20 protein-coding genes are annotated in these 23,718 nt (G+C 42.7%); 11 read left to right on the plus strand and 9 right to left on the minus strand.

The window, feature by feature from the left end; translation table 11 throughout:
- The first annotated feature begins 266 nt into the window (after nucleotides 1–266).
- Both B4K11_RS15865 and B4K11_RS15870 read left to right on the plus strand, forming a co-directional pair.
- Nucleotides 267–3,929, plus strand: coding sequence for an EAL domain-containing protein (locus B4K11_RS15865; protein ID WP_292950741.1), 3,663 nt, complete (start codon nucleotides 267–269; stop codon nucleotides 3,927–3,929).
- A 126-nt stretch (nucleotides 3,930–4,055) separates the two neighbouring features.
- On the plus strand, nucleotides 4,056–5,252 hold the full coding sequence (locus B4K11_RS15870) for a GGDEF domain-containing protein (RefSeq protein WP_292950742.1): 1,197 nt from the start codon (nucleotides 4,056–4,058) through the stop codon (nucleotides 5,250–5,252).
- Nucleotides 5,253–5,337: 85 nt separating this feature from the next.
- On the opposite strand, the gene creD is transcribed toward B4K11_RS15870, so the two are convergent.
- Nucleotides 5,338–6,753 (minus strand): cell envelope integrity protein CreD, encoded by a 1,416-nt coding sequence (creD, locus tag B4K11_RS15875; RefSeq protein ID WP_292950744.1) that lies wholly within the window; start codon nucleotides 6,751–6,753, stop codon nucleotides 5,338–5,340.
- 198 nt (nucleotides 6,754–6,951) lie between these two features.
- Between creD and B4K11_RS15880 the strand changes: the two genes are divergently transcribed.
- The 3 genes from B4K11_RS15880 to B4K11_RS15890 are packed head-to-tail and all read left to right on the plus strand — an operon-like array spanning nucleotide 6,952 to nucleotide 10,025.
- Nucleotides 6,952–8,604 (plus strand): nitrite/sulfite reductase, encoded by a 1,653-nt coding sequence (locus B4K11_RS15880; protein WP_292950746.1) that lies wholly within the window; start codon nucleotides 6,952–6,954, stop codon nucleotides 8,602–8,604.
- Nucleotides 8,588–9,106: a DUF934 domain-containing protein gene (locus B4K11_RS15885; protein ID WP_292950748.1), complete on the plus strand. Its 519-nt coding sequence runs from the start codon at nucleotides 8,588–8,590 to the stop codon at nucleotides 9,104–9,106. The genes B4K11_RS15880 and B4K11_RS15885 overlap by 17 nt, the downstream gene beginning before the upstream one ends.
- Before the next feature lies 1 nt (nucleotide 9,107).
- Nucleotides 9,108–10,025: a DMT family transporter gene (locus B4K11_RS15890; protein ID WP_292950750.1), complete on the plus strand. Its 918-nt coding sequence runs from the start codon at nucleotides 9,108–9,110 to the stop codon at nucleotides 10,023–10,025.
- Between the two features lie 100 nt (nucleotides 10,026–10,125).
- Here B4K11_RS15890 and creC read toward each other — a convergent pair whose 3' ends face one another.
- From creC to gloA, 3 genes are read right to left on the minus strand one after another with little or no spacing between them, the layout of a single operon-like run.
- Nucleotides 10,126–11,580 (minus strand): two-component system sensor histidine kinase CreC, encoded by a 1,455-nt coding sequence (gene creC / locus B4K11_RS15895; protein WP_292950752.1) that lies wholly within the window; start codon nucleotides 11,578–11,580, stop codon nucleotides 10,126–10,128.
- A gap of 13 nt (nucleotides 11,581–11,593) precedes the next feature.
- Nucleotides 11,594–12,307, minus strand: a complete 714-nt coding sequence (gene creB, locus B4K11_RS15900; protein ID WP_292950754.1) for a two-component system response regulator CreB — start codon at nucleotides 12,305–12,307, stop codon at nucleotides 11,594–11,596.
- Nucleotides 12,308–12,350: 43 nt separating this feature from the next.
- Nucleotides 12,351–12,743: a lactoylglutathione lyase gene (gene gloA / locus B4K11_RS15905; protein WP_292950756.1), complete on the minus strand. Its 393-nt coding sequence runs from the start codon at nucleotides 12,741–12,743 to the stop codon at nucleotides 12,351–12,353.
- Between the two features lie 252 nt (nucleotides 12,744–12,995).
- Here gloA and B4K11_RS15910 point away from each other — a divergent pair, with 252 nt between their 5' ends.
- Nucleotides 12,996–13,319, plus strand: a complete 324-nt coding sequence (locus tag B4K11_RS15910; RefSeq protein WP_292950837.1) for a phasin family protein — start codon at nucleotides 12,996–12,998, stop codon at nucleotides 13,317–13,319.
- A gap of 64 nt (nucleotides 13,320–13,383) precedes the next feature.
- Nucleotides 13,384–13,905 carry a flavodoxin FldB gene (fldB, locus tag B4K11_RS15915; protein WP_292950758.1) on the plus strand — a complete coding sequence of 174 codons (522 nt, stop codon included), beginning with the start codon at nucleotides 13,384–13,386 and terminating at the stop codon, nucleotides 13,903–13,905.
- Nucleotides 13,906–13,928: 23 nt separating this feature from the next.
- Here fldB and nhaD read toward each other — a convergent pair whose 3' ends face one another.
- Nucleotides 13,929–15,380: a sodium:proton antiporter NhaD gene (gene nhaD, locus B4K11_RS15920; RefSeq protein ID WP_292950760.1), complete on the minus strand. Its 1,452-nt coding sequence runs from the start codon at nucleotides 15,378–15,380 to the stop codon at nucleotides 13,929–13,931.
- Between the two features lie 187 nt (nucleotides 15,381–15,567).
- Here nhaD and prfB point away from each other — a divergent pair, with 187 nt between their 5' ends.
- From prfB to ung, 4 genes are all read left to right on the plus strand, one after another.
- On the plus strand, nucleotides 15,568–16,662 hold the full coding sequence (gene prfB / locus B4K11_RS15925) for a peptide chain release factor 2 (RefSeq protein WP_292950762.1): 1,095 nt from the start codon (nucleotides 15,568–15,570) through the stop codon (nucleotides 16,660–16,662).
- Between the two features lie 124 nt (nucleotides 16,663–16,786).
- Nucleotides 16,787–18,289, plus strand: a complete 1,503-nt coding sequence (gene lysS / locus B4K11_RS15930; RefSeq protein ID WP_292950764.1) for a lysine--tRNA ligase — start codon at nucleotides 16,787–16,789, stop codon at nucleotides 18,287–18,289.
- 115 nt (nucleotides 18,290–18,404) lie between these two features.
- Complete coding sequence (locus tag B4K11_RS15935; RefSeq protein WP_292950766.1) at nucleotides 18,405–18,851, plus strand: hypothetical protein; 447 nt, start codon at nucleotides 18,405–18,407, stop codon at nucleotides 18,849–18,851.
- Entirely contained in the window at nucleotides 18,848–19,531 is a 684-nt protein-coding gene (gene ung / locus B4K11_RS15940; protein ID WP_292950768.1) for a uracil-DNA glycosylase, read from the plus strand. Before B4K11_RS15935 ends, ung begins: the two co-directional genes overlap by 4 nt.
- Here ung and B4K11_RS15945 read toward each other — a convergent pair.
- The 4 genes from B4K11_RS15945 to B4K11_RS15960 form a co-directional block, all read right to left on the minus strand.
- On the minus strand, nucleotides 19,500–20,750 hold the full coding sequence (locus B4K11_RS15945) for a GGDEF domain-containing protein (protein WP_292950770.1): 1,251 nt from the start codon (nucleotides 20,748–20,750) through the stop codon (nucleotides 19,500–19,502). The genes ung and B4K11_RS15945 overlap by 32 nt on opposite strands.
- Nucleotides 20,751–20,841: 91 nt before the next feature.
- Complete coding sequence (locus tag B4K11_RS15950; RefSeq protein WP_292950772.1) at nucleotides 20,842–21,858, minus strand: YgfZ/GcvT domain-containing protein; 1,017 nt, start codon at nucleotides 21,856–21,858, stop codon at nucleotides 20,842–20,844.
- A gap of 107 nt (nucleotides 21,859–21,965) precedes the next feature.
- Nucleotides 21,966–22,853, minus strand: coding sequence for an archaetidylserine decarboxylase (gene asd / locus B4K11_RS15955; RefSeq protein ID WP_292950774.1), 888 nt, complete (start codon nucleotides 22,851–22,853; stop codon nucleotides 21,966–21,968).
- Nucleotides 22,853–23,665: a sulfurtransferase gene (locus tag B4K11_RS15960; protein ID WP_292950776.1), complete on the minus strand. Its 813-nt coding sequence runs from the start codon at nucleotides 23,663–23,665 to the stop codon at nucleotides 22,853–22,855. The genes asd and B4K11_RS15960 overlap by 1 nt, the downstream gene beginning before the upstream one ends.
- Nucleotides 23,666–23,718 lie beyond the last annotated feature (53 nt).

Consider the following 23,718-nt stretch of genomic DNA (forward strand, 5'->3'; position numbering starts at 1 on the left):
TTTCTGTTTTCGGCGTATTATATGTATTTATATTAGGCAATGCTAATCTTTAATGAGTTCATCAACTTTTTGCAAGAAAAGATTAGTTTATATGTTTTATCGTTCGGTTTTTTGAAAAGGGAAATATTTCAAAGAGCGAAATCGGGTGCTTTAACTTATAGAAAACACTATGGTTGAGGGGATTGATGGACCATATCAATGTTTGTTGGTTATAGGATATATATAATCGACTATGCTCTATATTTGACTATTAAAAGTTGTATTCTATGAACCTGAACGAGATTGAAATAGATTCTGTCCCCCTTAAGACAATTCTGTCTCATGAAGTTATTACGTTTGCTCCTACGGCACTGCTGTCAATCGTGCTGTTGGGTATGCAATCTCGTTCAATCAGCAGTGTTGTAGTCATTGACGAAGCAAACAAACCGGTTGGTATTTTTACTGAGCAAGATGCCATTAAATTGATGGTCGAGAGAAAGAAAGTTTCTAGTCTGCTATTAAGCGATGTGATGAGTCAGCCAGTACTGACAGTGTCTCCAAATTTAGGTTATGGCGCTGCGTATCAGTTAATGAGTGAGCATCGTGTAAGGCACTTGGTTGTGGTTGATGATGATGGGACGCTAATCGGTCTTGTTAGTGAAGGTGATTTCTTACATCACATGGGGATGGAATATCTTGTTGAGCTGAAAAAGGTTGAAGGCTCAATGACACAGCATGTCCATACGCGTGATTGTTCAGTGTCGTTTCAAGAAGTTCTTAGTTTAATGAACACTCAGCGCATCAGCTGCGTTGTTTTAACAAAAGATAAAAAGCCTGTTGGAATTTTGACCGAACGAGATATGGTCAAATTAGCTAGCCAAGATGCATCTGTGAGTGATTTAAGTGTTTCTGAGCAGATGACCAGCCCGCTGCACACGGTGGGAGGCGAAATGCCTTTGCAGCTAGCAAGTCGTTTAATGGAACGAAACCGGATTAGGCGGTTAGTTGTCGTTGATTGTCATGGCAGATTATCAGGAATCCTGACCCGACATGATATTGCTAAGGCATTACAGGGCTCCTATATCGAGTACCTCCAAGAAACGTTGGAGCGAAAGAATAAAGATTTACGCCATACCGAAGCCCTTTTAAGAGATATTGAGCAAAAGGCCTTTTATCAGAGTTTAGTCGAGCAGATCAGTGATGCTATTTTCATCATTGATGCTGATGACGGACGCATCTTGGATGCGAATGATCAAGCCGCCAGAAATCTTAGAATGTCGATGTCTGAACTGCTTGAAAAACGAGTGACCGATTTTTCTCTGACCATGACGAGTATTGATCAGTGGGTCGAACAGCATATACCGATGCTAAGAGAAAAGGGTGAGGTTCTGATTGAAACCGCACACCGTCGTAGTGATGCTTCTGTGTACCCAACCGAAGTGAAAGCTCGTCTAGTTACATTTGGTACTAAGGAATATGTAGTTTCGGTGGCCCGAGATCTGACCGAACGAGTTGAGGCTAATCATCGCCTTAAAGAGAGCGAGCAACGTTTTCGTTGCCTCTTTATGGAATCTCCTTTAGCGATGGCCTATGTCGATCATGATGGACAGCTTATTAGTTTGAATAATCAGTTTACAGAGGTGTTTGGTTATTCTGCGAAAGATCTGCCCCATATCGAGTGTTGGTTTACACTTGCGTATCCTACTCCTGAACATAGAGGGCGTGCGATGGCGTACTGGAGTAATGTGTTTGAGGATGCGAAAGAAACCTATGGTTTGATCGAAGCTAATGAGCATAAGGTTTGCTGTAAACAGGGCAATATTAAAACAGTTCGCTTTTCCGGAATGACTACCGAGCAAGGGTTTATGGCCATTTTGGAGGATATTACGGCTCAGAAACAAGCTGTAGCTGCGTTAAAGGAAAGCGCTGAAACTTATTTTAGTGTGATTACGACCGCGTTAGATGGTTTTTGGATTGTGGACACTTTAGGCAAGTTGGTTGATGTCAATGAGTCCTATGTGCAGATGTCTGGTTATAGCCGTGAAGAATTAATGGCGATGCATATAGGGGATTTGGATGCGATTGAAACGACCGAAACCACTCAGAACCGAATTCAGCGGATGGTTGCTAAGGGGCGAGAAACTTTTCTAACTAAGCACCGACATAAGAATGGCAAAATCTTTGATGTCGAGGTCAATGTCACCTATTGGCCAGGTCATGGCGGTCAACTTTTTGTTTTCCTGCGTGATGTTACTCAGCGGATAAAAGATGATGACTATTTACGTCAATCTGCAGTGGTTTTTGATAATACAAGTGAAGGCGTAATGATCACTGATCCTCAATGTAGGATCCAGATGGTTAATGCCGCTTTTAGTCAATTGACAGGCTATAAGGAGGACGAGGTTTTAGGTAAATCTTCGAATATTCTAAATTCGGGCCTTCATGATAAACAGTTCTATGCCCATATGTGGCAATCAATTAACAAAACTGGAAGCTGGCAAGGTGAGATCTGGAATCGAAGAAAAGATGGCACGACTTACCCCGAGCTTCTGAGTATTAGTCGGGTATTGGATAGCGCTGGTCGAATTACCCATTATGTCGGAGTTTTTGCCGATATTTCACGCCTCAAAGAGTCTGAAGAGAAACTCTCTTATTTAGCTCATCACGACATGCTTACCGGTTTACCCAATCGTTTGATGTTACAAGCACGTCTAGAAGGTGCTTTAGGTGGGGCAAAGCGTCAAGATAATATGCTGGCGCTACTGTTATTAGATCTTGATCGATTTAAAGACATTAATGATAGTTTTGGTCATGCAGCAGGCGATGAGTTACTTAAGCAGGTTTCCCAAACTTTAGAAGGGCGTCTAAGGTCTGCTGATATGGTTTGCCGTATGGGGGGCGATGAATTTGCTATTTTGTTAGAGCATATCAGCCATAGTGAAGACGCGGGTCGTGTCGCTGATGACATCATCGATTCGCTCTCTAGAACTTGGAATTTGAGTAACGGTTGTGACGTTTCTATCGGTGCTTCCATCGGTATTAGTATTTTTCCTACTCAAAGCGAAGATGCTGAAGCCTTACTTCAGCACGCGGATGCTGCTTTGTATCGTGCTAAAGAGGAAGGACGTGGCCGCTTTCAGTATTTTACAGAAGCGCTGACACGAGATGCGCGTCACCGGTTAGAGCTCGAGGCTAGATTAGTTTATGGTTTAGCCCACGAAGAGATGGCGGTTTATTATCAGCCTCAGATAGATATAAATACAGGCCAAGTCGTGGGAGCGGAAGCTTTGGTTCGATGGATAGATCCTGAGAGGGGGGTAATTTCACCTGATCAGTTTATTCCGTTGGCTGAGCATACAGGTCTGATTGCAAAAGTTGGTAGCTTTGTGCTTCAGGAAAGCTGTAAACAGCTCACTTCATGGATTGAGCAAGGTTATGAGCCAATATCCATAGCGATTAACTTATCACCGGTGCAGTTAAGGCATTCGGACATAAAGGAAGAGATCGGGCGTGTTTTACACCAAACGTCATTGCCTCCTGAACTATTAGAGATTGAAATTACTGAAAGCGCTTTGATAGAGAGAGAGCAAGAGTCGATAGATATCTTGAACGATTTACGTTCGTTGGGAATCCGTATCGCAATAGATGATTTTGGTACGGGGTATTCTTCACTGGCTTACCTGAAAAAATTCCCTATTGATGTATTAAAAATTGATAAGTCTTTTGTAGATGATATTCCTTCTGATAAAGATGACATGGTCATTGCATCAACTATTGTTGCGATGGGGCATAGTTTGGGGTTATCTGTTTTAGCAGAGGGCGTTGAAACCAAAGAGCAGTTAGAATTTTTGGCGAGTAAAGAGTGTAATCATTATCAAGGCTTTCTAAAAAGTAAGCCAATACCTGCGCACGAGTTCCCTCAGTTTTTGAAAAAACGTTCTATATCTTAACCGATATACTATCATTTATACTATAGGCCTTAATTAACAATAGTGTTAATTGGGGGTAATGCCGCTTTTGCGTTACGTTTAGGGATTAAACTTCCATTTGTAGTTTTATTAAGGACGATATCTTATATGTGTTTAAAAAGCCTATTAACGTCGCATGATTCGTATCTTCGACGTTTTTTTCTTGTGGCTATTTCTGTATTAGTGTTGCTCTTAATCCTTAGTAGTTTTGCTTCGTATAAATTATATGAGCGTTATGTAATCCGGCTAGCTGAATCTAATGCGGCCAATTTGACTTCAGCTATAGTGGATGCTCGGTATACGGCTTTATTAAATGTTTTAAACAGTCCGATTCAAGAACCTGAAGGGTTGTCCAGCCTAGATTCTGATTTACGTGCTTTTGTGAAGCCGTATAGCATTGTGAAAATAAAGATGTTTTCGCTTTCTGGGATCGTTGTATATAGCACCGACATCTCATTACTTGGTAGCTCTTCTGCGGGAAATGAAAACCTTGATAAAGCGTTAGCGGGTGGAAGTAGTTCTTCTATTCAGACAAAAGATAAAATTGCTGACTTGGCTGATGAAACTCGTTTCGATGTCGATGTGGTTGAAAGTTATGTTCCGATGTACGGATTCGATAATAAAGTGATAGGTGTTTTTGAAATCTATCAGGATATGACTCGATTTAGGGCAGAGGTAAAAGAGGGGGTTGTCTCTTTTACAGTCGGTTTTGGGCTTCTTTTGATTGTGCTTTTATTAGGTGCATTTTATTTTATAAAAAGTTCAGCTAGGAAAATGCTCGTTCAGCAGAAGCAATTTGAGCAGTTTGCTACGATTGACCCGGTTACAAACGTTTTCAATCGAGGCGAGATTACGCGCCAAATGGAATCAGAATGGGAGCGCTTTAGTCGAGCTGGATCCGACCAAAAGGGTTTTGGTTTAATGATGCTCGATTTAGATCACTTTAAAAGAGTTAATGATGATTACGGCCACCAGATAGGAGATGAGCTACTAAAGCGGATAGCGCATCGCCTGCAAGGAGAGCTTCGTATCTATTCCCAGCTGGGTCGCTATGGTGGAGAGGAGTTTGTCGTCTTACTGCCTGAGGTGACAATGGTGGAATTAAACGGCATTGCTGATCGGATACTTAAATTGATCTCTGAGAAGCCATTTACTATTCAAACAAATGAAATTTTTATAACGCTAAGCATTGGATTAGCAATTGCAAAAAGGTCAGATTTAAATGTCGATGCGGTTTTAAAACGTGCAGATGATAATTTATATATGGCTAAAGATGCTGGCCGTAATCGAAAATGGGGGGAGTAATTTAGCGAATAAGCTTCTAGCTCACGGTTCAAATGATTGTGAGTTTTCGCTGTAGTGAAGCTTATTCGCGGTGCTTGTTATAGCCTCACTTAGGAATTCTAGCTTCTCCAGTTTCATCCGTTTTTAAATCTAAGTCTCTCTTCTCTGCTTGTTTCTCGTTAGTTGAACTTATCTGGTACCAGTTAACTTTGCGTGTGGATAACATACCTATTGCAAGTATTGAGAAAATCAGCACGGATCCCATGAGTAAGGCAAAATCCTCTGATGAAATAATCATATAGAGTAAGCCATATAACACGGTAATTCCTGCTGCAAAACTCCCACCTCGCTGGCTGCTTTTTAAGACGGCGCTTAAATAAATCCCCAAAAGGCCGCAACAAGCGGTTGTTGCAACGATATACGCCCAAGCAAAAGGGATATGCTCGCTTAGGGATATCAGTAGTAAGTAGAACAGAGCGAGAGCCATACCGACCATGCCATACTGAATCGGATGTATCTGTAGTTTCTTAAGTACTTCAAAGAGGAAGAAAAGCATAAACGTTACGGCAATGAATAAAAGGCCATACTTTATGGCGCGTTCCGCTTGGGAATACATATCTACAGGATCAATAAACTCTGTACCAACAGCATAGCTGCTGAGATTGCAGTTACGGTTCTCTTGGCAGCTTTGAAGGACAGTGTTTAAATCTCCAGAAAAAGGTGAGGTGTCCCACTGAGCAGTAAAACCTGTTTCTGAAATGTCATAGTTGGTGGGTAGATGGCGGCCAGTAAAACTAGGGTGTGGCCAGTCTGATTTCATATTGATGCGGCTGTTGTCGCCTGTAGGCGTAATCAGTAAGGTTTCCATCCCTTTTATCTGCATGCTTAAAGACATTGAGGTTGTGGATAACTTACTTGCTAGAAAGGAAGGAACCTCTGCGTTAATACCCTGCATATTTGCTTTTAAGTGACTTCCGGAGGTGAAACTGAGTTTTGATTCTCCCCATTGAGCATCTGGTTCAGAAACGATCCCCCGTGTGTCGGAGATAAGAACTGTCATGCGTGCTTGGCCCCAAAGCATCTGACCTTTATATTTCTTTTCTAACTGGGCTTTGTGTTTCAGTAGCTTCGCGTTAGAAAATTCAGCTTCGATATTTAGGTTGCCGCTGTAAACCGGGATCTGGTAGATGCCTCGGCTACGGGTATCGTTTTTGATATCCGCATGGCTGGTTAACTTTGTTGGCAGTAGTAGGTGCTTGCCACTCAATTTACGATTAACGGTTTTATATGTTTTTTCCTTTTCACTCCATTGCTGTTCTTGATATTTAATGTGCCACGGAATAATGGCAATCGGTCCTGAAATTGTCTGCTGCCCGGTCCATTTACTGGCAATGTCATTTACAACCTGAGAGCGATAACTCATGCGTTCGTAGATAACCCCTTGTTCAAGTAAAAGGGGGATCCAGAGTAACAAACCAAGAATGCCAATAATGATCAGCTTTAGTGTAATACGCTTAGACATAATGCCTCTCCAATAATGAATCACTTAGCATTAGCTTAAAGAAGCGATGTGGGAGCCTGATGTGTGAAGCGTGTGTTTTGTGTGTGGATTTTGACTGTTCCTATTTATTTTATTTTTGCTGTGCCTGTGCCTACTTGCTGTTTCGGATTAAGCTACACCGGTTGTTTTTAACCTTGTTAATACGAGATTGTTGCCAGCATGTATCACTACGATGATTTAGACCGAGACGTTGTTCATAACCGTGTTTTTCAATTTAAAGATCAAATGACCCGCTTTTTAAACGGGGAGTTGAGTGAAGAAGCGTTTTTACCTTTGCGCTTACAAAACGGTTTGTACGTACAAAAGCATGCGCCGATGTTAAGGGTGGCGGTGCCATATGGCATGCTCTCATCTAAGCAGGTTAGGAGGCTGGCTGGTATCTGTCACAAGTATGATAGGGATTATTGTCATATTACCACTCGGCAGAATGTTCAGTTCAATTGGGTTGAGTTTAAAGATGTGCCTGAAATTTTGGCGGACCTTGCCAGTGTTGAGATGCATGCTATTCAGACGAGTGGCAACTGTATTCGTAATACGACATCGGACCCTATAGCGGGGGTGGCTGTAGATGAGTTGATTGATCCTCGGCCTTACTGCGAAATTATTCGTCAATGGTCCTCTTTGCATCCAGAGTTTGCTTTCTTGCCGCGTAAATTCAAAATTGCAGTTATTGGTGCAGAGGAAGATAGAGCTTCTATCCGTTTACATGATATTGGTATTAAAGCTGTACGTTCAGCGGCAGGGGAATATGGTTTTGAGATTTGGGGAGGGGGCGGTTTAGGTCGCACACCTATGTTGGCCAGCCTGATTAGAGAGTTTTTACCGCAAAAATATCTGCTGGGTTATCTGAAATCAATTTTACGTGTCTATAACCAGTACGGCCGAAGAGACAATAAATACAAAGCGCGGATTAAAATCTTAGTGGGTGCTTTAGGTACGCAAGAGTTTTCTCGCCAAGTTGAAAAAGAGTTTGAACGTAATTGTGAGACCGACCCGCAATTAACGGAAGAAGAGTTTAAGTACGCGAGTTCTTTTTTTACAGCGCCGAGTTATCAGATTTTACCTGAACGTCATGAGCAGGCAGGGCCGCATCCTGAAGCCTATCAGAATTGGTTGGATCGCAACGTTAAGCGTCACAAAGTGTCAGGCTATCGAATTGTTACTCTATCTTTGAAACATGAAGGGCAAGCGCCGGGTGATATTACCACCGAGCAACTTCATCATATTGCGGATCTGGCTGATCGCTATTCATTTGGCGAAGTGCGTACCACGCAGCAACAAAATATTGTTCTCGCGGATGTTCAAGCAAATGATTTATATAGTCTTTGGTTGGATAGTGAAGCTCAAGGTTTAGTGACGCCCACAGTCAGTACTTTAGCTGATACGGTGTGTTGTCCGGGTGGCGACTTTTGCGGTTTGGCTAATGCCCGTTCCCTGCCCGTTAATGAGGCGATTCAGCAGCGTTTTAGTGACTTGAATAAATTGTATGCATTAGGTGATTTGTCTTTAAGGATATCTGGCTGCATTAATGCGTGTGCTCATCATCATATAGCGAATATCGGTATTTTAGGCATCGATAAAAAGGGTGAAGAGTTCTATCAGATTACCTTAGGCGGTAAAACCGGGTACGAGTCAGCTATCGGCAAAGTTCTGGGGCCCTCTCTACCGTTGGATAAAGTCGCGCCCGCCGTTGAAAAAATTATCCAGTTGTATGTTGAGCAACGCTCAGACGAGACTGAGACATTTTCTTCCACTTATGAGCGTTTAGGTAAAGCAGCTTTTAAGGAGCAGGTTTATGCAACAGATTATTAAGAATGGCCAAGTAGTAAACGATGATTGGTATTTGATTAGCGATAATGAAACGGACTTTATACCGCTAGAGTGCAAGAAATATATTTTACCTTTAGCGGTTTGGATGGAGTTTTATCCCCATTTTACGCTGTTTCATGAAAAGCCAGGTTTGCTGTTATCCAGTGAAATAGATCTTAATCAAGTGAGGTCCGCGATCACAGAAGCGCCCTTGATTGTAATCTTTTTCGCGAGCTTTATGGATGGAACCGGATTTTCAACCGGATCATTGTTACGCGAAACATTTAATTTTAAAGGTGAGCTTAGGGCCACAGGTGAGATCTTGCCTGATCAAATGGATTATTTAAGTCGTTGTGGTTTTGACGCTCTCTCTTTTGCAGATCTTAATGCACTAAGACAAGCCGAAAAAATGATTCAAGCTAGGGAGGGTGACAAGGCTAAGAACTATCAGGGTGATGTACAGATGCCTAGAACACCGTTCCAACAACGTTTCTCCAAAGTCTGAAATGGCAAAAAGGGTGGTAGGCACAGGTTTGACGGGTTCAAGTGCTGATAATCTAAGAGGCAGTACCTTTATGTTATTGGCGATGGCTGCTTTCGCGATCGAAGATATGTTTATTAAAGCTGCGGCTGAAACTATCTCGTTAGGGGTGGTATTGGCGTTATTCGGTTTTGGTGGAATGTTTGTGTTTATGCTGATGACCTGGAGCAAGGGAGAGAAGGTATTGCGCCCTGAAGTTGTTTCAGGGCCTATATTGACCCGAGCGGCATGTGAAATTATAGGGCGTTTGTGCTTTGCATTGGCGATTACGCTTACCCCACTATCGAGTGCTTCCGCTATTTTACAGGCGACCCCCTTGGTTGTGGTGGTGGGGGCGGCCCTTATTTTTAGAGAGCATGTGAGTACTTCACGCTGGATAGCGATCGCGCTTGGTTTCTGTGGCGTGCTGATGATTATCAGACCCGGACTTGATAGCTTTAATCCTGCTTCCCTTTTTGCTTTGCTCAGTACTTTGGGGTTTGCAGGTCGTGATCTGGCGACACGAGGGGCGTCTACTTCTTTGAGTAATGCACATTTAGGTGTGTATGGTTTTTTTGTTCTGATACCGACGGGTCTTGTGCTACATGTTGTTCAGGCGGAAGCTGTCGATCTCCAATTCAAGGCAATGTTATCTGTTTTGGGTGCTGTTGCATTTGGTGTGATTGCATACAATGCGCTGACTATCGCTATGCGAACCGGTGATGTTTCAGTCGTGACCCCTTTTCGTTACACACGTTTATTGTTTTCGTTTGCATTAGGGTTCGTGATCTTCGGTGAAATACCCGATATATGGACTTGGATAGGAGCAGGAGTGATTGTGTCTAGTGGTGTTTATACGTTACTTGTAAGCCGCCAAAGCATGCGTAAAAAAGCCCATGTGTAAAAACAATAAACTTAGCATTTTTTGAACAGTTGTTTTGTGGATGAAGTGCTTAATACAGAAGTGGTTTTTTACGTGGCATCTTCTGTCGTGCCATTTAACTTTAACGGTGGTGAGCATTGCTCGTGAAACTAAGCTTTGCTTGTGTACCTAGAGTCTTATTATTAATAAGGCTGATTTGCGCATTGTGAAGTTGAGCGATCTGTTGGACAAAACTAAGTCCTAATCCTGTACTTTTTTGGCCGTTTTGAGGGCGTGGTAGTGAGTAAAAGCGTTGCCATATTTTATCTTTAGCGTAATCAGGAATGCCACTGCCTTGGTCTTCTATAACGAGTTCAATTGTGTGGTCTTGTTCTGTAAGACGAATGAAAATCGTGCTTGCGCAGGGACTAAAATCAAGAGCATTTTCTATTAGGTTACGGATCGCTTGGCTGAGGAGTAACGAGTCTCCTAAAATAGGGCTCACTTCAGTAAGTTCTAATTTTAGCTGAATCTCTTTTTGCGATAAGCGAACCTTAAGTTGTTCGCACTCCTCTTGAATAAGCTTTTTCAAGTTAATATGTTTTGGTTGGCTAAGTTGTCCTAAGTTTTCCAAGCGAGCGAGAGCAAGGACTTGATCTACTAACGCTTGCAGACGTTCAGTTTGCTGGCTTATATTCGTTGCGAGCTGATCACGCATTTCATTGTCTTTTGCCAACCCAATCAGTTCTGCGGCGCCTTTTAGTGCGGTGAGTGGGCTTTTCATTTCATGAGTTAATGTCAGCGTATAGTCTTCAATATACTCTTTGCCGTCTAATGCCGAGCGCATCTCTTCCATTGCTTGGGCTAGTTTGGCTAAATCGGGGTCATTTATTCGGGGTCGATCACTTGATTCCCCCCGACTGGTTTTCTGTGCATACTCCACAAGCCGATGGATATTTAGGCTTAGCCAGGTTGCTAGTAAAGCACCAGCCAAAGCTGAAGCAAGCAGGAGCCAGAGCCCTTTAGATCTGATGTTGTCTTGAGCTGCCTGCCAGAATGGCTCTACGCTAATATTGGGCTTGCCTATGGAGAGTACGCCGACTAATGAGCGTTGCCCGTTGCTCTGATGTGCAAAAATCGGTGCGCCGATATACATGACTGAGCTGAAACGGTCATTTAGGTTCTCTTGCGTGCTACGAGCGCCATATTTTCCTTTTAGTGTGAGGTATACATCATTCCATTTTGAATAATCAGCGCCAAGATCGCGGTTTTCGGAGTCATAAATAACCTTGCCTTCTGTATTGGTGACATAGATGCGTAGCTCTGTTCCTGTTTGCTTATGCGACCATATAGTTGCGTCTATGGGCCGAGCAAGGGTGTGATTAACGGCGGGTTTTAATAAATCGATACGAATGGGGGTGGAGGGAGCTATCGGCGCGATCAATTCTGCGAGTAAGTTGGCGCTATCGATCAGGGCGGTTTCCATGGATTGGCGAAGTCCGGGTTTAACTTCGAGGAGCATTGAATTTATAAAGAGGTAGATACCCAACCCTAAAATGGCAAAGTAGCTTAAAAATAGTTTCAAGCCGAATTTCATAGGGTTGTTACCTTCATTCCGAAAGCTCTAGGCTATAGCCTAAACCACGATGGGTTTTTATTGGCTGGAAGTTATTAGAGACCTGCTTTAATTTTGCGCGCAAGCCTTTGATGTGAGTATCTACAGCTCGCTCTAAGCTATGTTCAGGGTTGTCCCATGCGGCTTGCATTAACTGCTCTCTAGAGAAAACGTGCTGAGGGTTTTCGATTAATTTACTCAGCAGGAAATACTCTATTCGAGTTAATTCAAGCTTTTGAGAAAGATAAGTTATAGAGGCTTTTTCCTTATCAATGGTAAATCCATATTGAGATGTATCGTTATTTGAATGTGACGGATCTGTACGTGATTCCTTACGTGACACTCTACGTAAGATAGCTTTTACACGAGTGCTGAGCTCTCTAGGGCTAAAGGGTTTAGTGACGTAGTCATCTGCACCCAACTCTAAACCTAAAATGCGATCAATTTCATCCGCTCTGGCGGTGAGAAAGATGATCGGGATATTTGAAAAATTACGTATCTGCTTACATAGTTCAAAACCATTAATGTCAGGTAAGCCGACATCAATAATAACGAGATCAAATGTCGTGCTCTGTAGGGATGCTAATGCGGAGGTTGCGAGAAGCTGGTGTTCACTATGAAATCCATCGAGTTGAAGAGCAAAGACGATGTTATCTGCGATGCTGGGTTCATCTTCTACAATAAGGATTTTCGGTGAGTCTTGCTGCATAACTATCCGCTGTCAGCTATTAATAAAAGTGTGGTGCTTGTTGTTAATCCGCGCGCTTACTACATAGCAGCTCAATCATATAGCCGTCTGGATCTTTGGCAAAAGCCAAAATCGTCGTGCTGTGTTTCATCGGCCCCGCTTCGCGAACTATTTCGCCGCCTTTGCTTTTTATAGCTTCGCAAGCTTTGTAAACATCATCAACTTCTATGGCTATATGCCCATAGGCATTGCCTAGCTCGTAACTGTCTACATCCCAATTGTGAGTTAATTCAAGGGCGGTATGTTCCGCTTCATCGCCATAGCCAAGAAACGCGAGTGTGAAACGGCCTTCTGGATAATCTTTGCTGCGCAGCAATTCCATACCTAAAGTATTTGTGTAAAAGTCGATCGATTTTTGCAATTCTGTGACGCGGAGCATTGTATGTAATAAACGCATTTTATATTCCTTGAGAAGCAGCGCATTAAGTACTTTAATCTGCTTACTTTGAACGTTAAAGGAACGCTTAGCTTAATAACTGGTTCCTGATTATTGATATTTGGTATTATGAAGGCAAGATAAGCTTTGCCATTCGTGCCTTAGAGTGCTTTATTATAAGGGATGTTGTGAATAAATCCTGCGCACAATATGACATAGTATGTGGCGCAACTTTTTTTGTTCTCTTGTTTATATATGGAGAAGGTGGTGAATATGTTTCAAGACATGAATAAAAAGATTACAGATTCCATGGGGCCTTTTAAAGAGCTTGTTAATATTCAGACGAAAATGCTGGAGGAACTGACACGTCAGCAAATGGCCTGTACTAAGTCATGTATTGAAGCCACTATCCAGCAAACCAAAGAGATGCAGAAATGTCAGTCTCCGAGCGATTTAATTGATCTACAGCGTACTTATGCTAAAGAGCTGGAAGATACAATAAACAATGCCAGCGAGCACAACTTAAAAGCTTTACAGGATGCTCGGTCTGAAATTGAAGATGTGGCGCACTCAACTTTTGATGCTTTTAATAAGTAATTTTTCTTAAATTGCCAAAAGCAGCTTAGGCTGCTTTTTTTGTTTTTAGAGTATAGGTCTATTCATGAGTTCAAAGATCGGTCTGTTTTATGGTTCAACAACAGGAAATACTGAATCTGTTGCAGACTTAATAGCGGAAAAAATAGGTTTTGATAAAGTTCACCGAATTGATATCGCTGCAGATGGTTTAGATACACTGCATGAGTATGAACATCTGATTTTAGGTATTCCTACCTGGGACTATGGAGAGCTGCAAGAGGATTGGGCTGATCTGTGGACCATTGTTGAAGAGTCACAGCTTGCAGGTAAAACGTGTGCGGTTTTTGGCTTAGGGGACCAGATCGGTTATGGCGAATGGTTCTTAGATGCCATGGGTTTATTGCATAAACGAATGAAAGAGCAGGGAGCTGAAATGGTAGGTTATTGGTCTGTTGAGGGCTATGACTTCGAGGCTTCTAAAGCGTTGACTGATGATGGCCAGAATTTTGTTGGATTAGCGATTGATGAAGATTGCCAGCAAGGTGAAACAAATGAGCGGGTTACCCAATGGTGTCAGCAAGTGGTTGCTGAATTTGAGTTAGATTAAGAGCTAGATGAAGAGTTACTAATTTAAAGCATATTACCGATATACATATGGGCAATTATACCTGCACAATAACCGAGTAAAATTGCCCAGCTCCACTTTAGATGGCTCATAAAGGTATACACCCCTTGGGCCTGTCCCATTAAAGCAATCCCCGCAGCTGATCCAACGGATAGTAGTGACCCTCCAACGCCCGCGGTTAATGTGACAAGCAGCCATTGTTGTAGATTCATATCCGGTTCCATACTTAATACTGCGAACATAACAGGGATATTATCAATTAAAGCGGACGCGACCCCGACTAATATGTTAGCTGTTGTCGCCCCTAATCCTTGATACAAGAAGTTGGACAGTAACGTTAAATAGCCCAGTGTTGCCAGTCCTCCCACGCAAAGAACGACGCCATAAAAAAACATTAATGTATCCCATGAAGACCTTTCTACCACTTTAAATATGTTAAATCGGCGAATCACATCCGTATGGTCCCCTTTGCATTGAGCGTGGGTTGCCATGTTTTCTGCCTGATGATGACGGATGTGTCCCTGATCTTGTGTGATAGGTTCATGTTTGCTGATGTAAAAGCCAAACAGTTTTAGAATGCCTAGTCCTGTCATCATCCCCAACACAGGAGGTAGATTCAGAATGCTGTGTGACAAAATTGATAGTGCAAGGGTGAATAAAAATATAAAGATAATAGTGACAGCGCCTTTTTTCATCCCCAGTTTTTCTGTTTCGCCGGAAGGAGGCCCTTTTTCTACGACTTTGCACATGATCAAGGCGGGGATTAGCCAGGTGATAAGCGCAGGTATGAATAGCTGAAAGAACTCTTCAAATTGGACGACGCCTTTTTGCCAAACCATCAGAGTTGTAATATCCCCAAAGGGGCTGAAAACGCCACCTGCATTGGCTGCAATGACAATGTTAATACAGCCAACTGTAACGAATTTGTGATATGAGTTACCCACAGCCAGAACAACTGCACCCATAAGTAGCGCTGTTGATAAATTATCTGCTATAGGTGAAAGAACAAAAGCAATTAGCCCTGTTATCCAGTAGATTTTTTGAAGTGAATAACGCTGAACAATCAACCATGAGCGCAGTGCAGCAAAGACGAGGCGTTCTTCCATAGTGGTGATAAATGTCATCGCTGCGAGTAAAAATAGGAAAAGCTCTGCATATTCAAGAATATAATGACGTGCTGATAATCCTGCCGTGATGTTGTCACCGCTTAATGTGTATGCGATGCCTGTTAATAACCAGATGAAACCGGCGGCGACCATAATTGGTTTTGATTTTCTAAGATGAATAATCTCTTCTGCAAGTACGAAAAAGTAACCAATAATAAAGATCAGTAGAGCAAGTATCCCGTATATTGAGCCGGTAAAGTTAGTTGGCGATATAGATGTGCTACTGCTAAAAGCAAAGAGAGCAGGAGAGAATAGAATCAGTATGATTGAAAGTAGGCTTTTATAAATCATATTCCAATACCTGATACTTTGAATAAAGTTATTTTAAATCTAAGTAGAAGTTGAGTGCCAGTAGGATATGAGTGATTTACCGATTAAACGCAATTAAAGAGTGGTTTGCGCTGAAATAGGTAGTGTTATAGCTATAATATCGGTAAAATAGCGCCCTTTTTTAAACGGCTAGCTGCGATTTTTTATCATGGAAATTAACCCAATTCTCAATGCCTTAAAAGATATCAATGATCGTTGTAATGATCTGCGCGGATTTCTTGATTATGAAGGTAAAAAAGAACGCCTTGAAGAGGTAACGCGTGAGCTTGAGGATCCAGCTATATGGGATAATCCTGAAAACGCTCAGCAATTAGGTAAAGAGCGTGCGGCATTAGAGCTAGTCGTTGAAACGATTGATGAGCTAACAACCGGTGTAGAAGATACGCGTGATCTCTTAGATATGGCTGTTGAGGAAGATGACGAAGACACTGTAGTTGAAGTAGAGAATGATGTGGCTGCTATGATGGAGCGCCTTCAGTTGCTCGAGTTTCGTCGTATGTTTTCTGGTGAAGCTGATCCTAATAATGCATTCCTTGATATTCAATCGGGTTCTGGCGGAACGGAAGCTCAAGATTGGGCTGAAATGATGTTGCGCATGTATCTTCGCTGGGGTGAAGATAAAGGCTTCAAGACTGAACTGCTAGAATGTTCAGCAGGTGATGTGGCAGGTATTAAGTCTGCGACTATTCGTTTCCAAGGTGAATATGCTTTTGGTTGGTTGCGAACAGAAACAGGTGTTCACCGGTTAGTGCGAAAATCGCCTTTTGATTCAGGTGGTCGTCGCCATACATCTTTCTCTTCTGTTTTCGTTTCACCTGAGATCGATGACAATGTAGAGATCGATATCAATCCAGCGGATCTTCGTGTCGATGTATATCGCGCTTCTGGTGCGGGTGGTCAGCACGTAAACAGAACTGAGTCTGCTGTACGTATTACCCATGAGCCTTCAGGGGTTGTCGTTCAGAGCCAGAGTCAGCGTTCTCAGCATCAGAACAAAGATACTTGTATGAAGCAGCTACGTGCAAAGCTCTATGAGCTGGAAATGATGAAGCGTAGCGAAGCAGCACAAGAGCTGGAAGATTCCAAAGCTGATATCGGCTGGGGAAGTCAGATCCGCTCTTATGTGCTAGATGATCAACGTATTAAAGATCTACGTACGAATGTGCAGAGCTCTAACTGCGATAAAGTACTCGACGGAGATTTAGATCTGTTTATTGAGGCAAGCTTAAAAGCGGGTCTGTAAAACAGGTTGAAGTGAATAAAGGCAAATATCATCGCTGATTTTAACAACAGTCATGATGGCCTTGTCTTACGCAGATGATTGAGTAAGACGTATTAGTTAACGAATTTAAAGGTTTACCCTACCGATGTCTGATAATACTCCGAAGCAAGATGATAATCGCCTGATCGCTGAGCGCCGTGAAAAACTAAACGCGCTTCGTGAAGAGGGTAATGCCTATCCGAATAGCTTTCGCCGTGACTCTTACGCGCAGGATCTTCAGGATCAGTACGGCGATAAGACAAAGGAAGAGCTAGAAGAAGCTGCGATTACGGTAAGCATTGCCGGTCGAGTTATGCTTAACCGTGGTGCTTTTGGTGTTGTTCAAGATATGACAGGCCGTGTGCAGTTTTATGTAAATAAAGAAGCGCGCAAGTTTGCAAAACGTTTAGATCTAGGCGATATCATTGGTGTAACCGGTGTACTTCACAAATCAGGTAAAGGCGACTTGTATGTGGATATGGGTGAGTACCAGTTACTCACTAAGAACCTTCGTCCGCTGCCTGATAAGCACAAAGGTTTGCAGGATACTGAGATCCGTTACCGCCAGCGTTATGTTGATCTGATTACTAACCAAGATTCACGTCGCGTATTTGAAGTACGTTCTAAAATTGTATCGGGTATTCGTAACTTCCTGACTGAACGCCGCTTTATTGAAGCCGAAACACCGATGTTACAAGTCATTCCTGGCGGTGCTACAGCACGCCCGTTCGTTACACATCATAATGCACTTGATCGTGATATGTATCTACGTATCGCGCCTGAGTTGTACTTGAAGCGTTTGGTTGTAGGTGGTTTTGAGCGTGTATTCGAAATCAACCGTAACTTCCGTAACGAAGGTCTTTCTACACGTCATAACCCTGAATTCACAATGATTGAGTTCTATCAGGCATATGCAGATTATCGTGACCTGATGGATCTAACTGAAGATATGCTGCGTACGGTAGCGCAGGATGTATTAGGCACAACAACTATCGTTAATACGGTACGTAATGATGAAGGCGAAGTGCTAGAAACATTTGAATACGACATGGCTAAGCCATTTGAGCGTTTAAGTGTTTTTGATTCTATCTTGCATTTTAATGAAGATATTACGGCTGAGGCGTTGGCTGATGATCATGCAGCACGTCAAATTGCTGAACGTTTAGATATTGATGTTAAAGACAGCTGGGGCCTAGGTAAGGTTCAGATTGAGATCTTTGAGAAAACGGTTGAGCATCGTCTACAGCAGCCTACGTTTATCACTGAATACCCTACAGAGGTTTCTCCGTTAGCGCGTCGTAGCGATGATAACCCTTTTGTCACCGATCGTTTTGAGTTCTTTGTTGCGGGTCGTGAACTTGCAAATGGCTTCTCGGAGTTAAATGACTCTGAAGACCAAGCGCAGCGCTTCCGTGATCAAGTTGCAGAGAAGGATGCGGGTGATGATGAAGCGATGCATTACGATGGTGATTACATCAATGCGTTGGAATATGGTTTGCCGCCAACAGCGGGTGAAGGTATCGGTATTGATCGCTTAGTGATGTTATTTACCGATTCTCCTTCGATTAGAGATGTAATTCTATTCCCAGCGATGCGTCCTCGTAACTAAATTGGGCGATAGCGTGATAATCTTAAAGGCCCTCTGAAGAGGGCTTTTTTGTGCGCGCAGGGTATGAGAGAGTAGACGAAGTTGGATTATTTATAGCGTTCAGGGATATCAAGCGATGATGAACTGGTTGTTTCCTAATGAAAAGCGGGCAATGCCCGGCCGGCGTTGGATTAGTATTATTAGCCGTACTTTGCATCTGATTGGTATCTGTGGTTTGGCTGGTGCGTATCTATATAGTCAGCCGCCTGAGGCTTGGGTGCACTTCCTCTATCTAACAGTCCTGAGTGGATTGGTAATGACTGCGCTTGAGGTATACGCCGATGGTATCTGGTTGATTCAACTACGCGGTACTGCGATAGGTGTAAAACTTATACTGCTATCAACTATGCTTTGGTGGTTCAATGAACCCAATGCTGTGATCTATTTTATAGTGATTGCTATATCGGGTGTGGTTTCTCATGCACCTGGTAAATTAAGGTATTACTCTATTTGGCATGGGCGGGTTGTGATGGAGTCTATTGCGCTTAAACCAGGTGAGATAAAGGATTGTGGTGGTTTATGATGTTAGAGAATGCACCTAGTTGGCATGCTGAGTTATCAGAGCAGTTTGAGCAGCCTTATATGCAAGCATTGATGGATTTTTTACAAGAGCAGGAACGTTTTAAAAAAACTGTTTACCCTCCCTGCGAGCAGTGGTTCTCTGCATTAGAAGCAACTCCTCTTAATAATGTTAAAGTCGTTATCTTGGGACAAGATCCTTATCATCAGCCGGACCAAGCGCATGGTTTATGTTTTTCTGTGCTGCCTGGCATTAAACCGCCGCCCTCTCTAGTTAACATTTATAAAGAATTAAAAACAGATCTAGATATTGAACCTGTGTCTCATGGTTACCTTGAGGCGTGGGCTGAGCAAGGTGTTCTACTTTTAAATAGCGTACTCACTGTTGAACAGAGTGAGGCGGGTTCTCATCAAGGCAGGGGATGGGAGTTGTTCACTGATCAAGTTATTCGCGTTGTAAATGAACGTTGTGAAAATGTGGTGTTCATGTTGTGGGGCGGTTATGCGCAAAAGAAAGGTAAATCAATTAATAGAGAGCGACATTTAGTATTAACTGCACCTCATCCATCACCCTTATCCTCATATAGAGGTTTCTTCGGTTGCCAGCATTTTAGTCAGGCGAATCAGTACTTGTCAGAGCGTGGTCGGCCTATCATTCAATGGCAACTTCCTGAGCTAGCTTAGTCGCGTTAAATGAAAGTTCAGTTTGGTAGATGCTCTCGCCTTGGTAATAGCAATGTTGCCCGCGTCCGCTCTTTTTACTGTCATACATAGCAAGGTCGGCGCAGTGGAGTAGCGTTTCAAACTCTATCGCATCTTTTGACGCAATCGCAGTGCCGGCACTGCATCTTACGTGGATTTCATCAGGTGTGTTGATGATGGGCTGACTAAGTCTGTTCTCAATGCGGGTGATAATTGTATTCAGTGAGTCGTTGAGCTGCTGTTCCGTTTCGGCTTCGATTAATAGGATAAACTCGTCACCAGCTAAACGGCATAATGTATCGCCATCTCGTAACTGCATGCTGATCGCATTGGCAAAATTAATAAGGACTTTGTCGCCCGTATTATGACCGTATTGATCATTAATAGGTTTAAAAAAATCTAGATCAATAAAAGTTAAAGAGAGGACGGTGCCGTTACGCTGTACTTTGCTGAGGGCTTTCTGTGTGATTGATTCAAGCATCTTTCTGTTAGGGAGGCCGGTAAGCTGGTCAGTATGGGCGAGGGCTTTGAGTTTGGTGTTGTTTTCAGAAATTTGCTTGTTTGCTAATGATAGTTTGGCTAAATATCGGGCGCGGTTATCGGTAAAGCGCCAAATTGAATAACCTGAGATGATAGTCATAAGGCAAATAGCAATAAAGAGCATAGCTAAGAGGGAGTTCTGAGAGTTATTCTTGTTTTTAATATGTCGCTTTAGCGCTTGTTTTAATTCATTAGCCCCTTGAATGACTTCAAAAAATAGTTGATCGTATTGTTCGTTAGGCTCTGCAGGTGTTGTAGGTAGCTTTAAGCGAATATCGATTGCTTTATGGAAATTCTGAATTGAGTAAAGTAGCTGATTGACTTGCGTTCTCAGTAGCCCCTCTTCTAGAGGAAGAAAAATTCCTTCTTCGTTTCTATCACCATCTAAAATAGCAATCGCAAACCACTTTGCTTGCTCTAAATGTTGGTTTACATCGTCTGCCGATTTATCACTATTACCGGATAAGATCGCTTCTAGCCACAAATGGGCGAAGGTTGTTTCCAGTTTGATTTCTGTCGCAGCATCAACCCAAGGGGTGTATTTTTGAATGGTATTGGTGGAGGTGGTATGGATGTAGAGGAGTAGCACAGCGCTCAGTGTAGCGGTTATGCTGGTTAGTAGTAATGGTGCAATTGGGCTGCTGTGACCGGTACCGCTCATTAATTCGCCTCTCCCTTGGCGTTGTATTAACTGCTCAAGGGAGTGTCGCGCTATTTCAGTGCAAGGTCAACAGCTGGTCGATATTTGTTTACTACTTTGGTAGAAATAGTTTTGGGTCTAGTTCATAAGGTAGTTCTTTTAGCTCAAGAGTTTGTCCTGATAGGTCCAGCGTATTTTCTTCAGCTAGTTTTTTGTTTATAACCGCGAGTAGGCGGTATCTGTTCTCCCCACAGGCTGCCGCAAGTACAACTTGTCCTGCCTTGGGGTTGTTCGGAGCACTAATCAACTGTCCAGGTAAGGGTTTTTCAGTGGTTGAGACCTCTGCAATATACATCGGTTTTTTTAACTGCCCGCGATGTTGCAAACGCGTTACGATCTCTTGCCCTGTATAACAGCCTTTAGTAAAACTGATTCCACCAACGGCTTGAAAATTAGTCATTTGTGGAATAAATGCTTCTTGAGTTTCAGAACGTAAATCTGCTAATCCTGCATCGATCTCACTGAGTATCCAATCATTAGTCGCACCAATACCGCTTTCAATCGGTAGTTCTTTGAGTAGTTGAACTAACGCGCTGTTTTCCATCCAGATCTCATAACGGTTGCCAGGCACGCGAACGACTATCCCATTATTAAGTGAAATGGTCCCATTATCTTCGCTTGGGCTGTGACCAAAAATTTTCTCTACTAGTGCTTGAGCGCCAGGCCCTAATAAGCCGACTCCAGAGATGCTATCACTGACTTCTGTCGCCTCTGCTTTGGAGAAAACCATATATTTCTTTAAATTAGCCGCTGCCGTTTCAAAAATATCATGGCTCATACGCAGCCAAACGCTCTCCTCTGATGTTTTGAGTAAACGGAAAAGGCTTAGCATATGTCCTTTGATATTGCAGTGTGAGCCTAATGAGCTGCCACGGGCGAATGCTTCATCGGTATCACAGCTCAGTTGTCCTTGAAGAAACTTAGCGGTATCAGGGCCTTTAATCGAGAGAATGCGTTGGTGAATAAGAGGAATAACCTGAGTCGTTTTACCACTGTTATTGAGAGACTGCTTCTTATCATCGCTGAGTGGGATATTGTTTTCTTCTAAAAATGTGATCAGGTTGCTCATTGTGTTTATTCTACCTTTGATGCCTATCTTGGGGTTACGGCAATAGTGAACTGCTGTCAGTGTACGTCAAAAGATACTTAAGGACAGCAGATAAACATTATGGTTATTTAGGGTGTGGGCATTTCGATACTGTTTTTGGCTGCGATTGCTTCACCTAGCTTAACTGGGCTGCAGGCATCTAATGAATCCTGCCAATTAATCGCATCTTTTCCAAATAGAAGGATAACGGTTGAGCCAAGTTTAAAACGGCCCATCTCTGCCCCTTTTTCAATAACGATCGGCTCCTGCTCCTGTTTTTCAAAGCTCTTTTTGATTGGTTTTCTTAAAAAAGGAGCTTCTTGTCCAGACCAGACGGTTTCAATACCCGCAACGATCATTGCGCCGACAAGTACCATTGCCATTGGGCCATGTTCTGTATCAAAAAAAGCAACTAATCGTTCATTGCGAGCAAATAGTTGATCAACCTCTTCTGCCGTTGTTTGGTTGACAGAGAAAAGCTCTCCAGGAATGTAAATGGTATGAGTTAATGTGCCGGTAACAGGCATATGCACACGATGATAATCACGAGGAGAAAGGTAGATAGTGGCAAATTCACCATCAATAAAATCTTGCGCTTTATCTTGATCGCCACCTAAAAGGGTCGACAGGCTATAACCACGACCTTTCGCTTGGAATATGCGGCCGTGTTGAATTTTGCCTAGTTGGCTAATAGCACCATCCGCAGGGCTTACAAGTGTACCTTGGGTTTGATCGATAGGACGGGCATTGTCTTTTAAAGCGCGAGTAAAAAAGGCGTTAAAACTTGGATAGTTTGTCGGTACCTCTTCTTGGGCTTCTGACATGTTGATCTGATAGTTTTTGTTAAACCATTTGATGAAACTATTTTTTACCCATGGCGTTTCACAATCAGCAATTTTGCCGACTAATCTAGATAAAAGGTGTTGAGGGACAATATGCTGAAAAAAAATAAACAGCGTATTTTTAAGGTTCTTCATTATTTCTCCACAGGTGTATCAGCTAAGTTGCCCCATTCAAACCATGAACCGTCATAGCAGCGAATATCTGTAAATCCGAGATATCTGGCAACTAAGTAGGTTAAGCCTGAACGTCGATGTGTCTGGCAATGGGTAATGATTGTTTTATCCGGTGTTATACCTTTCTCTGTTAAAAGAGATAATAATTCATCAGCTGGTTTAATGCGCGGGTTATCATCGGCGATTAGGCAATCCGTCCACTCCATGTGCTGGGCACTTGGGATGTGTCCGCCTTTATTGGCATTAATGACTTTTTCACCGGTGTATTCTGCCTGGCTACGTGCATCCCAAATTTGTACATTGGGATCTTTTAAGTGTGCTGTAATGAATTCTACGTCAGCGACTAACTGAGTATTAAGGTCTATAGGGTAGTGGGCGTTGACGGCTTTATTAATTGTTTTCTCTAAAGGGAAGTTAGCTTCTACCCAGCTTTGTAATTGGCCGTTTAGAAAAGAGCAGTTGTGGTGGCCAATTATGTTGAGTGTCCAGATTAAGCGACCTGCCCAAGGGCCTTTTTGGTCATCATAAACCACCACATGCTTATCTTCAGTTAATCCGATTTCTGAGCAGAGCTTTTGTAGTTGTTCTTCTGAAGGGAGCTTGTTGGGGATAGGGGGCTGGCCTAATAAAAGCGCAGACGGTGCTAAGTGTATTGCCCCAGGAATGTGGCCCTTTTGATAATTCTCTTCACTTGATAAATCGATGATCAACAACTTAGGGTCATTGATGTGTTGATTTAGTTCGCTCGCCTCAATAAGTAAAGGTAGTGTCATGGAAAACTCCGGTATAGTCGTGGGGCAAGATAATACTAACTTGAATGATCTCT

Origin of the sequence: Neptuniibacter sp. UBA6509 (assembly GCA_002435145.1) — a bacterium.
Taxonomy (GTDB): domain Bacteria; phylum Pseudomonadota; class Gammaproteobacteria; order Pseudomonadales; family Balneatricaceae; genus Neptuniibacter.

Coding starts and splice junctions, on each gene's coding strand:
- creC (WP_292950752.1), bottom strand. CDS start 11,580: ATGAAATTCGGCTTGAAACTATTTTTAAGCTACTTTGCCATTTTAGGG.
- B4K11_RS15890 (WP_292950750.1), top strand. CDS start 9,108: ATGGCAAAAAGGGTGGTAGGCACAGGTTTGACGGGTTCAAGTGCTGAT.
- nhaD (WP_292950760.1), bottom strand. CDS start 15,380: ATGATTTATAAAAGCCTACTTTCAATCATACTGATTCTATTCTCTCCT.
- ung (WP_292950768.1), top strand. CDS start 18,848: ATGATGTTAGAGAATGCACCTAGTTGGCATGCTGAGTTATCAGAGCAG.
- B4K11_RS15910 (WP_292950837.1), top strand. CDS start 12,996: ATGTTTCAAGACATGAATAAAAAGATTACAGATTCCATGGGGCCTTTT.
- B4K11_RS15880 (WP_292950746.1), top strand. CDS start 6,952: ATGTATCACTACGATGATTTAGACCGAGACGTTGTTCATAACCGTGTT.
- B4K11_RS15945 (WP_292950770.1), bottom strand. CDS start 20,750: ATGAGCGGTACCGGTCACAGCAGCCCAATTGCACCATTACTACTAACC.
- B4K11_RS15950 (WP_292950772.1), bottom strand. CDS start 21,858: ATGAGCAACCTGATCACATTTTTAGAAGAAAACAATATCCCACTCAGC.
- B4K11_RS15935 (WP_292950766.1), top strand. CDS start 18,405: ATGATGAACTGGTTGTTTCCTAATGAAAAGCGGGCAATGCCCGGCCGG.
- creB (WP_292950754.1), bottom strand. CDS start 12,307: ATGCAGCAAGACTCACCGAAAATCCTTATTGTAGAAGATGAACCCAGC.
- B4K11_RS15885 (WP_292950748.1), top strand. CDS start 8,588: ATGCAACAGATTATTAAGAATGGCCAAGTAGTAAACGATGATTGGTAT.
- B4K11_RS15960 (WP_292950776.1), bottom strand. CDS start 23,665: ATGACACTACCTTTACTTATTGAGGCGAGCGAACTAAATCAACACATC.
- B4K11_RS15865 (WP_292950741.1), top strand. CDS start 267: ATGAACCTGAACGAGATTGAAATAGATTCTGTCCCCCTTAAGACAATT.
- B4K11_RS15870 (WP_292950742.1), top strand. CDS start 4,056: ATGTGTTTAAAAAGCCTATTAACGTCGCATGATTCGTATCTTCGACGT.
- asd (WP_292950774.1), bottom strand. CDS start 22,853: ATGAAGAACCTTAAAAATACGCTGTTTATTTTTTTTCAGCATATTGTC.
- gloA (WP_292950756.1), bottom strand. CDS start 12,743: ATGCGTTTATTACATACAATGCTCCGCGTCACAGAATTGCAAAAATCG.
- creD (WP_292950744.1), bottom strand. CDS start 6,753: ATGTCTAAGCGTATTACACTAAAGCTGATCATTATTGGCATTCTTGGT.
- lysS (WP_292950764.1), top strand. CDS start 16,787: ATGTCTGATAATACTCCGAAGCAAGATGATAATCGCCTGATCGCTGAG.
- prfB (WP_292950762.1), top strand. CDS start 15,568: ATGGAAATTAACCCAATTCTCAATGCCTTAAAAGATATCAATGATCGT.
- fldB (WP_292950758.1), top strand. CDS start 13,384: ATGAGTTCAAAGATCGGTCTGTTTTATGGTTCAACAACAGGAAATACT.